This window comes from Lysobacter sp. DMC104 (assembly GCF_056313665.1).
On the sequence record NZ_JBQUZW010000015.1, the window covers coordinates 20,999 to 34,794 of the forward strand.

Consider the following 13,796-nt stretch of genomic DNA (forward strand, 5'->3'; position numbering starts at 1 on the left):
GGCCGTCGGCCGGGCATGCCACGGCCGGCCGACGGGAGTACGCTGGCGGCTTCGGATGGGGGGAAGTGCGATGCACGTGATCACCCGGACGGAGGGCGAGGCCCTCGGCATCGACCGTGGCGGCGATCCGCCGCACCGGCGCCTGGCGCGCATGGTCGGCACGTGGGAAGGCGTCTGCCGGCTGTGGTTCGAGCGCGACATGCTGGCCGCCGAATCGGTCCAGCGCGGCACGCTGCGCAGCGTGCTCGGCGGGCGCTTCCTGCTGCACGACTACGTCTGGGACTTCGATGGTCGCCAATACGCCGGGTTGGCCCTGCTGGGCCACGACGTCGATGCGCGGCGCTGGGAATGCGCGTGGGTCGACAGCTTCCACACCGGCACGACGATCCTGCACGCGCGGGCGGAACTTGCCGACGACGCCGGGGATTTCGCGGTGCTCGGCGCCTTTGGCGATGGCCGCCAGCCGTCGGGGGCGGCCTGCCGCTGGCGCACCGCGATCGAGCAGCCGGACGACGACCGGTTGCGGATCGTGCTGACCAGCCTCACGTCGTCCGACGACGAGATGCAGACGATGGACGTGGACTACCGGCGCATCGACTGAGCGCGGGCGCCGCGGCGCCGCTCAGTCCTCGAGTTCGACCCGCAGCGCCAGCGTGCCGTCGCGCAGCCGCGCTTCCAGCCTGTCGCCCGCGCGCACGTCGTCGACGCCGCGCACGACGCGGCCATCCTCGCGCAGCAGCAGGGCGTAACCGCGGGCGACCGTCGCCAGCGGGCTGACCGCCTCCAGCGAGCGCGCCAGTCCTTGCAGATGCAGCGCGTGCCGCTGGAGCAGGCGCACGGTCGCCGCCTGCGGCCGCGGGGCCAGTGCCTGCAGGCGCTCGCGCAACTGGGCGAGTCGCCGCTGCGGTCGCGCTGCGCGCAGCACTGCATCGGCGTGGCGCAGGCGCGCGTGGCGCTGTTGGTCGTGCTGGCGCCAGGCCGCGTGCAGTCGGCGCAGGGCGTCGTCCTGGCGGCGGCGCAGCAGGTCGAGCCGCGCCTGCGGCCGCAGCGCGTGCAGCCGCAGCGCCGCGCGATCGGTGCGCTGCGCGGCCTGATGCAGCGCGCGCTCGTGCGTCGCATGCAGGCGCCGGGCGAGCATGCGCAGGCGGGCGGCGAGGTCGGCGCGATCGGGCACCAGCAGCTCGGCCGCCACCGACGGCGTCGGTGCGCGCAGGTCGGCGGCGAAATCGGCGAGGGTGACGTCGACCTCGTGGCCGACCGCCGACACGACCGGGATCGGCGAGGCCGCGATCGCCCGCGCCAGTGCTTCGTCGTTGAATGCCCAGAGGTCTTCCAGCGAACCGCCGCCGCGCGTGACCAGCAGCACATCGTGGCGGCCGGCGCGGCCGGCGGCGTGCAGCATGCGCACGATCTGCGCCGCCGCGGTCTCGCCCTGCACCGGCACCGGCAGGATCTCCACCTCCACCAGCGGGAAACGCCGGCGCAACACGCTCAGCACGTCGCGCACCGCCGCGCCCGAGGGCGAGGTCAGCACGCCCAGCCGGCGCACGTGCGCAGGGAGCGGTCGCTTGCGCGCCTGGTCGAACAGGCCTTCCGCCTGGAGTTTCGCCTTCAGCTGCTCGAACGCCCGCCGCAGCGCGCCTTCGCCCGCGTCCTCCAGCGTGTCGAGGATCAGTTGGTAGTCGCCGCGCGCCTCGTACAGCGTCAGCCTGCCGCGTGCGAGCACGCGCAGACCCTCGCGCGGCACGAACGACAGCCACTGGCTCTTGGGCTTGAACAGCGCGCAGCGGACCTGGGCGCGGGCGTCCTTCAGGGTGAAGTACAGGTGCCCGGACGACGGCCGCGAGAGGTTGCCGAGTTCGCCTTCGACCCAGACCAGCGGGAAGGCGTCCTCCAGCAGGTTGCGGGCGAGGGCGTTCAGCTGGCTGGGCGTGTACGGCGTGCGGTCGGCGGGGGCGGGCGGGACGGACATCCGCCACAGGATACGGGAACCGGTCGCGCCGGCCGAGACGCCATGCACCCGCTCTACCGAGCCGCGTGTGGCACGGGCGGGTAGAATTCCGCCATGTCCGACCAGCTCCCGCCCTGCCGCGACGATGCGGCGCCCGCGTACGGCCCCGCTTCGCGCCGTTCCACTCGCCAGGTCCACATCGGCAAGGTCGCTGTCGGCGGCGCCGCGCCGGTGGTCGTGCAATCGATGACCAACACCGACACTGCTGACGTCGCCGGCACCGCGAAGCAGATCGCCGAACTCTGGCGCGCCGGCTCTGAACTGGTGCGGGTGACGGTGAACAATCCCGAATCTGCCGCCGCGGTGCCGCGCATCGTCGACAAGCTGGCGATGATGGGCATCGAGGTCCCGATCATCGGCGACTTCCACTACAACGGGCACCAGTTGCTCGCCGCCGAGCCGGCCTGCGCCGAGGCACTGGCGAAGTACCGCATCAACCCCGGCAACGTCGGCTTCGGCAAGAAGAAGGACACCCAGTTCGCGCAGCTGATCGAGTTCGCGATCCGCTACGGCAAGCCGGTGCGGATCGGCGCCAACTGGGGGTCGCTGGACCAGTCGCTGGCGGCGCAGCTGATGGACGAGAACGCCGGGCGCGCCGATCCGTGGGACGCAGGCCGCGTCCTGCGCGAGGCGCTGATCCGCTCTGCCGTCGATTCCGCCGAGCGTGCGGTCGACCTTGGTCTGGTGCGCGAGAAGATCGTGCTCAGCGCGAAGGTCAGCGGCGTGCAGGAACTGATCGCGGTGTACCGCGATCTCGCGCGGCGTTCGGATTTCGCGCTGCACCTCGGCCTGACCGAGGCCGGCATCGGCAGCAAGGGCATCGTCGCGTCCAGCGCCGCGCTCGCGGTGCTGCTGCAGGAAGGCATCGGCGACACGATCCGCATCTCGCTCACGCCCGAGCCCGGCGCGTCGCGCACGCAGGAAGTCATCGTCGCGCAGGAACTGCTGCAGACGCTGGGCCTGCGCGCGTTCACGCCGATGGTCACCGCCTGCCCGGGTTGCGGTCGCACGACCAGCACGTTCTTCCAGGAACTGGCGCAGACGGTGCAGGAACACGTTCGCGCGAAGATGCCGGAGTGGAAGATCACCCGGCCCGGCGCCGAGAACCTCACGCTCGCGGTGATGGGTTGCGTGGTGAACGGCCCGGGCGAATCGCGCCACGCCAACATCGGCATCTCGCTGCCCGGTACCGGCGAAGCGCCGGCCGCGCCGGTGTTCATCGACGGCGAGAAGACCGTGACCCTGCGCGGCGAAGGCATCGCGCAGGCGTTCGTCGGGATCATCGACGACTACGTCGACCGCACCTACGGCGCCGTGCTGCGCCCGGAATGACGCCACGCGCGGCGCCCACGCCCGGCCGGCGCGCGGCGATCGCGTGCCTGATCGCGCTGGCGATCTTCGTGCTGTCCGCGATCGCGATGCGGACCGGTCTTGCGGCCGGCGTGGACGACGGCCTGCTGCGTCGGGCGCACGCGCTGACGACGCCCGCGCTGGAGACCGTCGCGCGCTGGCTGGACGTGATCGGTTACCGCGGTGGCGTGATCCCGTTCGATGCGCTGCTGGTCGTCGTGCTCGCGCTGCGGCGACGCTGGCGGCCGGCGGGTTTCGCCGCGGTGGCGTTGGGCGGCGGACTGCTGCTCAACAAGGGCCTGAAACTGCTGTTCGCGCGCCCGCGGCCGGTTGTCGACTGGTCGGCGGCGACGCTGCCGGCCACGTTCTCGTTCCCCAGCGGCCATGCGATGGCGACCGCGACCCTCGCGACGGTGCTGACCGTGCTCGCCTGGCGATCGCGCTGGCGCTGGCCGGTCGCGCTGGCGGCGTGGGGCTTCGCGCTGTCGGTGGCTGCGTCGCGGGTGCTGCTCGGCGTGCATTTTCCCGGCGACGTGCTCGCGGGAGCGGCCATCGGCATTGCCTGGGGCAGTGCGGTGTGGTGGGCGGTCGCGGATCGCCGGGGCATGGTGCCGGGCTGATCGCATCGCGGATCCGGCGGCCCCCGATCGAGGCAGGGGACAAACCGCGTACACTCGGGACATCGCGACGGGACGCGCCCGCGTCCTGCGATCCAGCCCCCCGCCCGGACGCGGGAACGGCGCCGGGGGCGCCGCGCGGGCCGAAACGAACGAACCGGCGTCGAGGGCCAACATGAGCAAAACGAAATTCCAGAAGGGCATCCTGCTGTCCGCGGCTGCGGTCGCCGCCGTCGCGGCAGCGGCCGCGACCACGTCTTCCCTGTCGTTCCGCGGCACACGCCTGGCGGCTCCGGCCCAGGGCCGCGCCCCGGTGACGTCGCCGCTCGCGACCGCTGTGTCCGCGCAGCTGTCGGGCAGCCGCGGCTGGTCGTACGACATCGGCGATCTGCCCGGCGCGCCGCCGGCGGTCTCGCCGAAGGCCGGCCGCCCGAACGCCCGCGCGACCTACACGGTGCTGTTCGAGGACGAGCCGCTGGCCAGCTACCGCGGTGGCGTGCCCGGTCTGGCGATGCCCAAGCGCATGGTCTCGCCCGGCGGACGCCAGCGTCTGGATGTGAAGAGTTCCGCGGCGGTCGCCTACGTCGACTACCTGCAGGGCCGCCAGCGCGCGATGGAACAGCGCATCGGCCAGACGCTGGGGACGCCGCTGCCGGTGCGCCTGCGCATGCAGCACGCGCTCAACGGCATCGTCGTCGACATGAGCCCCGCCCAGGCGGCGCGCGTGGCGCGGATGCCGGGCGTGAAGCTGGTCGAGGCCAACCGCGACGAGAAGCAGGCGACCGATGTCGGCCCGACCTTCATCGGCGCGGTGCCGGTGTGGACCGGCCAGGCGCCGGCCGGCAGCACCAGCCATCGCGGCGAAGGCATGGTCGTCGGCATCATCGACTCGGGCATCAACTTCGGCGCGCCGTCATTTGCGGGCACCGGTCCGGTCGACGGCCATGTCCACGTCAATCCGCTCGGTAGTGGTGTCTATGTGGGTACCTGCGTCAGCGGTGGCGTGGACCAGGGGCGCTGCAACGACAAGCTGATCGGCGGTTACGACTTCGTCTGCAGTTCGCCCGGCAACAAGTGCGGCGTGGCCAACGTCCGCGAAGAGCCGGGCTTCGGCGACACCAACGGCCACGGCAGCCACACCGCGTCGACGGCCGCCGGCAATACCCGCGACGTGACCTACCAAGGCGCGTCGCTGCGCATCTCCGGCGTGGCGCCGCATGCCAACATCATCGCCTACGACGTCTGCTACACCGACACCTCGACGGGGCAGGGCCTGTGCCCCAGTTCGTCCTCGGCGGCGGCGGTGAACCAGGCCATCGCCAACGGCGTGGTCGATGCGCTCAACTTCTCGATCGGCGGCGGCACCAACCCGTGGTCCGACACCGTGTCGCTGGCGTTCCTCAACGCCGCCGATGCCGGCATCTACGTCGCCGCGGCCGCGGGCAACGACGGCCCCACCGCCGGCAGCGTCAGCCACAACGAGCCGTGGGTGTCGACGACGGCGGCGGTGCAGCATGGCCGCGGCGCGTTCTCGGTGCTGTTCTCGGCGACCGGTCCGACCCCGGTGCCGGCCAACGTCACCGGCCTGATCGCCGCGCAGGGCACCGGCGGCGTCGCCTTCGGCGCCACCATCCCGGCCACCACGCCGCTGCGCATCAGCCCCGGTGTCGACACGTCCAGCGATGGTTGCGCCGCCTTCCCGGCGAACACTTTCAACGGCGCGATCGCCATCGTCCGCCGCGGCACCTGCAACTTCACGACCAAGGCCAGCAACGCCGCCGCCGCCGGTGCGGTCGCGATCATCATCGCGAACAACCAGGCCGGCACGGTCATCCCCTCGGTCCCGGGCGCCACCATCCCGGTGTTCGCGGTCACCCAGACCGACGGCAACGCCATCCGCGACTTCGGCGTGGCCCATCCCTCGAACGCCACCGCGCAGTTGCCTTACCCGCCGGTGGGCGTGCCGAACACGCCGGACGTGCTCGCCGGATTCAGTTCGCGCGGCCCGAATGGCTACGAGATGATCAAGCCCGACATCGCGGCCCCGGGCGTGGCCATCCTCGCCGTCGTCTCCGGCACCACGATCACCGGCTCGGAGCAGGCCATCGACATGCTCGACGGCACGTCGATGGCGTCGCCGCACAACGCCGGCGCCGCGCTGCTGGTACGTCAGGTCCATCCGGACTGGACGCCGATGGAAACCAAGTCCGCGCTGATGATGACCTCGACCGACCAGGTCTACATGGAAGACTCGGTGACGCTGGCCGATCCCAACAACCGCGGCTCGGGCCGCATCCGGGTCGACCGCGCGGTCAACGCCGGCCTCGTGCTGAACGAGACCAAGGCCAACTTCCTGGCGGCGAACCCGAGCAACGGCGGCAGCACGGTCGGCCTGAACCTGCCGGCCCTCGTCGACATGACCTGCAACCCGCCGTCGTGCAGCTTCACCCGCACCTTCCGCAACACCCGCACCTACGGCTCGCTGTGGGTGGTCTCGGTGCAGGGGCTGACCGCCACGGCGCCGTCGCTGGTCTGGTTCCCGGCGGGCGCCACGCTGCCGGTGACGGTCACGATCAACGCCTCCCAGCTCCCCGCCGACGGCAACTGGCATTTCGGCAAGCTGGTGATGCAGGAGCAGTTCACCGGCCGGATGATCGACCTGTCCTCGGAACTGCACCTGCCCATCGGCGTGATCCGGACCGTGGCGTTCGCCTCGCAGCCGTTCTATCCGGGCATTTCGCAACTCGGCGGAGCGTCCTCGCCCGCCCTGCGCCGGGGCGCCGGCCAGCGCTGAACGCCGGGCGCGCACGGCGCCGTCGTGCCCGCCGCCGGTTCCCCGCGGCAGCACTAGCTGCTGCGTTGCGAAAAGCCCTAGACTCCGGTGGCTGCCCGCCGTTCCGCGGGCAGTCCGCGCAGGGGCGCGGGTCGCGTTGCAGGGGGGAAGCGTCCTGCTTCCGTGCGTCAGTACGATCTCACCGGGGAACCCAACATGCCGATTTCGAGAAAGTGGGGCATCGCCGTCGCGCTGTGCGCGGTCGCGGCGCTCGCCAGCGCCGCGTCGTGGCGCGAGATGCTTGCCCGTCCAGCGCGTGACGCTGCCGTGGCGCCGCGTGACCACGGCGTCGCCGTGCCGCAGCAGCGTGCGTTCACGATGGTGCCGACGACGCGCTATCCCGTGATCGAACAGTTCAATGCCGGCAGCGGCGACATCCGCACGCCCGCGCACGCCGCCAAGGCTTCGCAAGGCAACGATCGCGGCACCTATCTGGTGCTCTTCAACGAAGCCCCGCTCGCGTCCTACAAGGGCGAGGTGGCCGGCATCCCGATGTCGCAGGCGAAGATCGGCCAGTTCGGCTGGCCGCGCCTGGACGTCAAGAGCCACGTCGCCCGCGAATACGTCGGCTACCTGCAGCGCAAGCAGCAGCAGATGGAACGCCAGATGTCCGGCCTGATCCGTCGCCCGCTGCAGGTGCGTCGCCGCATGCAGCACGCGGTCAACGGCATCATCGCCGACATGACCACGGCCGAAGCCGCGCGCATCGGCGCGATGAACGGCGTGCGCCTGGTCGAGGCCTATCGCGAATACCGGATGGACACCGACGTCGGCCCGACCCTGATCGGTGCGCCGACGGTCTGGACCGGCACCGCCGACGAACCCGGCGGCGCGCTCGCCGCGAAGGGCGAGGGCATGGTCATCGCCATGCTCGACTCCGGCATCAATTTCGGTGCCCCGTCGTTCGCCGCCACCGATCCGGTCGACGGCTACGTGCACGTCAATCCGCTGGGCGATGGCAACTACCTCGGCACCTGCGCCGCGGGCGGCGTGGATGCCGGTCGCTGCAACAGCAAGCTGATCGGCGGCTACGACTTCGTCTGCGCCGCGCCGGGCAACACCTGCGGCACGGCGAACGTCCGCGAGGAGCCGGGCTTCGGCGACACCAACGGCCACGGCAGCCACACCGCCTCGACGGCGGCCGGCAATCGCCGCGACGTGGTCTTCAGCGGCGCGCCGCTGCGCATCTCCGGCGTGGCGCCGCGGGCGAACATCATCGCCCACGACATCTGCTACACGAACACCAGCACCGGCCAGGGCCTGTGCCCGAACGTCTCGGCGGTGGCGGCGATCAACCAGGCCATCGCCGACGGCATCGTCGACGCGATCAACTACTCGATCGGCGGCGGCACCGCGCCGTGGAGCGAATCGGTGTCGCAGGCGTTCCTCAGCGCCACCGACGCCGGCATCTACATCGCGGCCTCGGCCGGCAACAGCGGCCCGGCCGCGTCCACGCTGGGCCACGTCGAACCGTGGGTTGCCACCACGGCGGCCGCGCAACACGGCCGCGGCAGCTTCGCCGTCCTGATGCAGGTCACCGGCCCGACGCCGGTGCCGCCCGGCCTCCAGCCGGTGACGATGAACGAAGGCACCGGCGGCGTCGCACTGTCGGCGACGATCCCGGGCACCACGCCGCTGATCGTCAGCCCCGGCTTCGACACCACCAGCGACGCTTGCGCGGCTTACCCCGCGAACACGTTCGCCGGCAGCATCGCGCTGGTCCGTCGCGGTACCTGCAGCTTCGCGATCAAGGTCAACAACGCCGCCGCCGCCGGTGCGGTCGCGGTGATCATCTCGAACAACGCGGCGGGCGGTCTGATCCCGTCCGTGCCGGGCACGACCATCCCGGCCTTCGCCGTGCTCCAGACCGACGGCACCGCGCTGCGCAACTTCGGTCTCGCCAACCCGGCCACGACGACGGCGCAGATCACCTTCCCGGCGGTCGGCCTGCCGAACACGCCGGATGCGCTGGGCGCGTTCAGTTCGCGCGGCCCGGTGTCCGGCTTCGACCTGATCAAGCCCGACGTCACCGCGCCCGGCGTGCAGATCCTCGCCGCGGTGTCGGGCACGGCGCTGACCGGCTCCGAGAACGCGCTGGCCCTGTACGACGGCACCTCGATGGCCACGCCGCACCATGCCGGTGCCGCGCTGCTGGTCCGCCAGGCGCGTCCGACCTGGACCGTCGCCGAGGTGAAGTCGGCGCTGATGATGACCTCGACCGAGCAGGTGCTGCTGGAAGACCAGGTCACGCCGGCGAATCCGTACGCCCGCGGCGCGGGCCGCATCCGCATCGACCGCGCCGTCCGCGCCGGCCTGGTGCTGGACGAGACGACCGCGCGCTTCCAGGCCGCCAACCCGGCCAGCGGCGGTGATCCGTCCGCGCTCAACCTCGCCAGCCTGGCCAATGGCCGCTGCTTCCCGATCTGCGAGTTCACCCGCACCTTCCGCAACCCGGGTACCAGCGGCACGCTCTGGCGCGTGACGCTGGAAGGCGTGCCGGGTGCGCCGAGCACCCCGCTGCTGTGGGTCCCCGCGGGCCAGACCCGTTCGGTCAAGTTCACGATCTTCTCGTGGCTGATCCCGGCCGACGGCGCGTGGAAGTTCGGTCGCGTGAGCCTGATGCCGCGCCTCACCGGCGGCATGATCGATCCCACGGCCGAGCTGCACCTCCCGGTCGCCGTCGCGGTCCCGCCGCCGGTGGCCAACGTGGTCAGCCCGGCCAGCGGCACGGTGCAGACCGGCGGCACGGTCGACGCGGCGTTCACCATCGGCAACAGCGGTGGTTCGGCGCTCAACTACACCGTCGAGACCACCGGCCAGGGCGCGGCCAGCACCTACAACGCGACCCGCGGTGCGATCAGTTCGGGCTTCCGCAACACCATCTACACCGACCCGGCGACGGCCGGCAGTGCGGCGCAGTTCTCGGCCGACGACTTCGACGTCATCGAGACGACCACGCTGACCTCCGTGGCCGCCGACGGCTTCGTGGTGAGCGGCTCGGCCCTGAGCGCCGTGGCGGCGAACCTGACCTGGAGCATCTATCCGGATGCCGCGGGCCTGCCGGCGGGCAATCCGCAGTCGGCCGCCGCGGCGGCGCTGTGGACCTACACCGCGACGCCCGCCGCCGCCGGCGTGAGCACCGATGCGGCCGGCACCATCCGCCTCGACCTGGTCGCGGCCGGGCAGAACGTCACCCTGCCGCCGGGCAAGTACTGGATCGTCGTGAACACCCGCAGCACGTTCGCCAACCGCTGGGCGCAGTTCGGCTCGGTGACGGGCAACGGGTCGTTCGCCTCGATCACGGTCGCCACCAACGGCACCGGTGCCTGGACCTCGAACACCGCGTTCGCCGGTCTGTCGATCCAGATCCGCGGCCTGGTGGACTGCGGTGCGCCGTGGATCGGTGCGCCGTTCCCGGCGTCGGGTTCGCTGTTCCCGACCGAGACCCGCACGCACCATGCGATCCTCTCGGCGGCGTCGCTCTCGGCGGCGACCTACCGCGCCAACGTGTGCATCGCCAGCAACGATCCGGTGTCGCCGCGCGTCGCGGTGCCGGTGGTGCTGACCGTCACCAACCCGCCGTAAGCCGCTGCGCGGGCGGTCGGCATCGATCGCCCGCGACCGCAATGCATTCCCCGACGGGGCCCGGACATCCGGGCCCCGTCGCGTTTGCGGGTGCGGCGACGATCGATCGAAGCGCTCGATCGACGACGAAGGTGGAGGATGCGCAAGCCGTCGCATCGTGGCCGGGATGCGTGGCGTCCGTCGTTGTCTGCCGTATCGCGGGCCAAGCGGTCCGCACGGCACGAGCACTCCGATGACCGACCCGACGCCGGACGACGCCCGCGGCGACGTCTCCGCCTTCCTGCGCGAGCGCCTCGCGCGTGGCGATGCCTGCCTGCGCGCGGGCAACGCGCGCGGCGCGATCGTCTGGTACGAGAGCGCACTGGCCGCGCATCGTCGCAACGACGAAGCCGGCGAACTGCGCGAGGTGCTGCGCGCGCTGTGGCACAACAAGGCGGTCGCGCACCAGCAATTGCACGAACTCGTGCAGGCGCAGGAAGCGGCGCTCTACGCCGAGCGGCTGTCGCGGCGCTGACGTCGACCGCAAGAAAGGCGACGGCCGCCCGGAGGCGGCCGTCGGAATCGATGCGGATGCCGGCGCTGCGTCACCAGATGCGCACGCGCTGCTCCGGCGGCAGGTAGAGCTTGTCGCCGGGCTTCACGTCGAACGCCGCATACCATTCCTGCAGGTTCCGCAGCGGCCCGTTGATGCGGTACTGCGGCGGCGAGTGCGGATCGGTCTTGAGCTGCGTCACCAGCGCTTCCTCGCGGTACTTCGCCTTCCATACCTGCGCCCACGCCAGGAAGAAACGCTGGTCGCCGGTCAGGCCGTCGATCACCGGTGCCGGCTTGCCGCCCAGGCTCAGCGTGTAGGCGGTGTAGGCCATCGACAGGCCGCCGAGGTCGCCGATGTTCTCGCCCATCGTCAGCTGGCCGTTCACGCACTGCTTCTCGATCGGGCAATAGCCGTCGTACTGCGCGCCCAGCGCCTTGGTGCGCGCGTCGAAGCGGGCGCGGTCCTCGTCGGTCCACCAGTTGCGCTGGATGCCGGACGCATCCGATTTCGAGCCCTGGTCGTCGAAGCCGTGGCCCATCTCGTGGCCGATCACGCCACCGATGCCGCCGTAGTTCACCGCCGGATCCGCGTTCACGTCGAAGAACGGCGGTTGCAGGATCGCGGCCGGGAACACGATCTCGTTGAACGAGGCGTTGTAGTACGCGTTGACCGTCTGCGGGGTCATGAACCACTCGTCGCGGTCCGGCTTGCGGCCGAGGCGGGCGATCTGGTCGTCGCGGTTGTATCGGCGCAGCGCCGTCATGTTCGCCATCAGGTCGCCGGGCACGATCGTCACGCTGCCGTAGTCGCGCCACTTCTTCGGGTAGCCGATCTTCGGGTTGAAGGTTTCCAGCTTGCGGTAGGCTTCGGCCTTGGTCGCTTCGCCCATCCAGTCGAGGCGGGCGATGTTCTGGCGCAGCGCCGCGCGCAGGTTCGCGACCAGCGCGTCCATCGCCGCCTTCGCCTCGGGCTTGAAGTGGCGGGCCACGTACAGCTTGCCGACCGCGTCGCCCAGGCCCATGCGGCCGCCCACCAGCGCGACGCCGCGCTTCCAGGTGTCCTTCTGCGCCTTCTGGCCGTTCAGCACCTTGCCGGTGAAGGCGAACGCGGCCTCGTCGATCTCGGTGCTCAGCATCGGCGCCTGGTTGCGCACCGCATGGAAGGTCAGGTAATCGCGCCATGTCGCCAGCGGCGTCTGCTTCGCGATGGCCAGCACCGGGGCGACCGCGCTGGGCGTGCTCACGTTCACGTCGCCGGGATGGGCGATGCCTTCGGCCGCGAAGTGCGTGGCCCAGTCGTAGCCGGGGAATTCCGACTGCAGCTGCGCGAACGTGCGCAGGTTGTAGGTCTTGTCGCGATCGCGCAGCTGGGCGCGATCCCAATGCTGCTTCGCCAGCTCGGTCTCCAGCGCCAGGATCGCGGCGGCGCGCGGCTTCGCGTCGGCCGCCGGCACGCCGGCGAAGCCGAGCATGGTCGCGATGTGGTCGAGGTAGGCCTCGCGGATCTTCACGAAACGCGGCTCGCCGCTCAGGTAGAAATCCTTGTCCGGCAGGCCGAGGCCGCCGACGCCGACGTTCACCAGGTAACGGTCCGGATTCTTGCGGTCCACCGCGATGCCGACCCCGACCGGCGACTCGGTGCCGTCGAGATCGGCGCGGCCGAAGGCCTCGGTCAGCGCCTTGTACGAATCGATCTTCGCGATGCGATCCAGCGTCGGACGCAGCGGCGCGATGCCGGCGGCGTCGCGCGCGGCGGTGTCCATGTAGCTGGCGTAGAGGTCGCGGACCTTGCGCTCCTCGCTGCCGGGCTTGAGGTCGGTGCGCGCGAGCAGGCCTTCGATGATCGCGCGCGACTGCAGTTCCGCCTGGTCGGCGAGGGTGTTGAACGAGCCGTAGCGGGTCTCGTAGTCCTTGAGCTGGTAGGTGTCCAGCCAGTGGCCGTTGGCGTAGCGGGCGAAATCGTCGCCGGGCTTCGTCGCCGGATCGCGGTTCTGCAGGTCGATGCCGAACGTGCCGAGCTGCGGCGCGCGGGCGTCGCCGGCGAAGCCCGCGGGCGCGAAGGTGGCCAGGGCGAGGGCCAGGGAAAGCAGGGTCTTGTTCATGCGGGTGTCCGGGCGACGGTCAAACCCGCAGGGTAGGGCGTCGACATGCCCCGACCAGTGCCGAAGGTCGGGGGCGGATCACCGCGTGCGGGATCAGGGCGTCGGCGGCGCCGGCGCGGGCACCTGCACCGGCGTGCGGTAGATGGTCTCGCGCGCTTCCTGCAGGCGCAGGCGCAGGTAGTCGTCGCGGCTGAGGCCGCCCGGATAGCTCGGCATCGCCAGCACTTCGGCGACGATCCGCGCCTCGGCGGCCTTGTACGCCTGGAAGTGGGCGTCCTGCTTCTGCTTCGCGAGGAAGGCGGCCTGGCGCTCGGCGGTCTGCTTGCGATAGCGGTCGACCACCTCCTGCGATTGCGCGACGCGCTGCAGTTCGTCTTTCACCGCGGCGTGGATCAGGCCGATCCGCAGCATCATCGCTTCGTCCGCGGACAGTTCGCGGTTCTGTTCGCGATGGTCGATCTCGCGGCTCAGCGCCTGCGCCCGGCGCATGCGGGTCTTGTCGTCCAGCTTCGGCGCATCGCGCAGGAAGTTGCGGGCCTCGTTCTCGAACGCGAGGCGTTCCTGGTAGGCACGGGCCTCTGGCGTGGAGGCGACGGCCGCGGCCGGCGCGGCGGCCGCGGGTTTCGGCGGCGGCGCGGTGGCCAGCGCCCGGTCGACCGCTTCCTGCTTGAGGCGCACGGCGATCACGATGGCGAGGGTCGCCACCGCGGCCAGACCGAGACCGACATGGACCAGGCGGATTTTCATGGAGGGATTCTGTCTCG

Annotated in this window: 9 protein-coding genes; 6 read left to right on the plus strand and 3 right to left on the minus strand. The window is 71.4% G+C overall.

Translation table 11 applies throughout. The features are described 5' to 3' along the window. Positions 1 to 76 precede the first annotated feature (76 nt). On the plus strand, positions 77 to 601 hold the full coding sequence (locus ACT53R_RS17020; RefSeq protein ID WP_476173104.1) for a DUF1579 family protein: 525 nt from the start codon (positions 77 to 79) through the stop codon (positions 599 to 601). A 21-nt stretch (positions 602 to 622) separates the two neighbouring features. On the opposite strand, the gene xseA is transcribed toward ACT53R_RS17020, so the two are convergent. After that, positions 623 to 1,972 (minus strand): exodeoxyribonuclease VII large subunit, encoded by a 1,350-nt coding sequence (gene xseA / locus ACT53R_RS17025; protein WP_476173105.1) that lies wholly within the window; start codon positions 1,970 to 1,972, stop codon positions 623 to 625. 93 nt (positions 1,973 to 2,065) lie between these two features. On the opposite strand from xseA, the gene ispG reads away from it, so the two are divergent. The 5 genes from ispG (at position 2,066) to ACT53R_RS17050 (ending at position 10,910) form a co-directional block, all read left to right on the plus strand. After that, positions 2,066 to 3,343 carry a flavodoxin-dependent (E)-4-hydroxy-3-methylbut-2-enyl-diphosphate synthase gene (gene ispG / locus ACT53R_RS17030; RefSeq protein ID WP_476173106.1) on the plus strand — a complete coding sequence of 426 codons (1,278 nt, stop codon included), beginning with the start codon at positions 2,066 to 2,068 and terminating at the stop codon, positions 3,341 to 3,343. After that, positions 3,340 to 3,981 (plus strand): phosphatase PAP2 family protein, encoded by a 642-nt coding sequence (locus ACT53R_RS17035; RefSeq protein ID WP_476173107.1) that lies wholly within the window; start codon positions 3,340 to 3,342, stop codon positions 3,979 to 3,981. Before ispG ends, ACT53R_RS17035 begins: the two co-directional genes overlap by 4 nt. 172 nt (positions 3,982 to 4,153) lie before the next feature. Then, the gene (locus ACT53R_RS17040) at positions 4,154 to 6,772 is read left to right on the plus strand and encodes a S8 family serine peptidase (protein WP_476173108.1); all 2,619 of its coding nucleotides are present in this window, start codon (positions 4,154 to 4,156) and stop codon (positions 6,770 to 6,772) included. A 195-nt stretch (positions 6,773 to 6,967) separates the two neighbouring features. Further along, positions 6,968 to 10,396, plus strand: a complete 3,429-nt coding sequence (locus ACT53R_RS17045; RefSeq protein WP_476173109.1) for a S8 family serine peptidase — start codon at positions 6,968 to 6,970, stop codon at positions 10,394 to 10,396. A gap of 232 nt (positions 10,397 to 10,628) precedes the next feature. Beyond that, positions 10,629 to 10,910, plus strand: a complete 282-nt coding sequence (locus tag ACT53R_RS17050) for a hypothetical protein (RefSeq protein WP_476173110.1) — start codon at positions 10,629 to 10,631, stop codon at positions 10,908 to 10,910. A gap of 70 nt (positions 10,911 to 10,980) precedes the next feature. Here the strand turns inward: ACT53R_RS17050 and ACT53R_RS17055 are convergent, their stop codons facing one another. Together ACT53R_RS17055 and ACT53R_RS17060 are read right to left on the minus strand one after the other, a co-directional pair. Continuing rightward, positions 10,981 to 13,032, minus strand: coding sequence for a M13 family metallopeptidase (locus tag ACT53R_RS17055; protein ID WP_476173111.1), 2,052 nt, complete (start codon positions 13,030 to 13,032; stop codon positions 10,981 to 10,983). Between the two features lie 93 nt (positions 13,033 to 13,125). Continuing rightward, on the minus strand, positions 13,126 to 13,779 hold the full coding sequence (locus ACT53R_RS17060) for a hypothetical protein (protein ID WP_476173112.1): 654 nt from the start codon (positions 13,777 to 13,779) through the stop codon (positions 13,126 to 13,128). Positions 13,780 to 13,796: the final 17 nt, after the last annotated feature.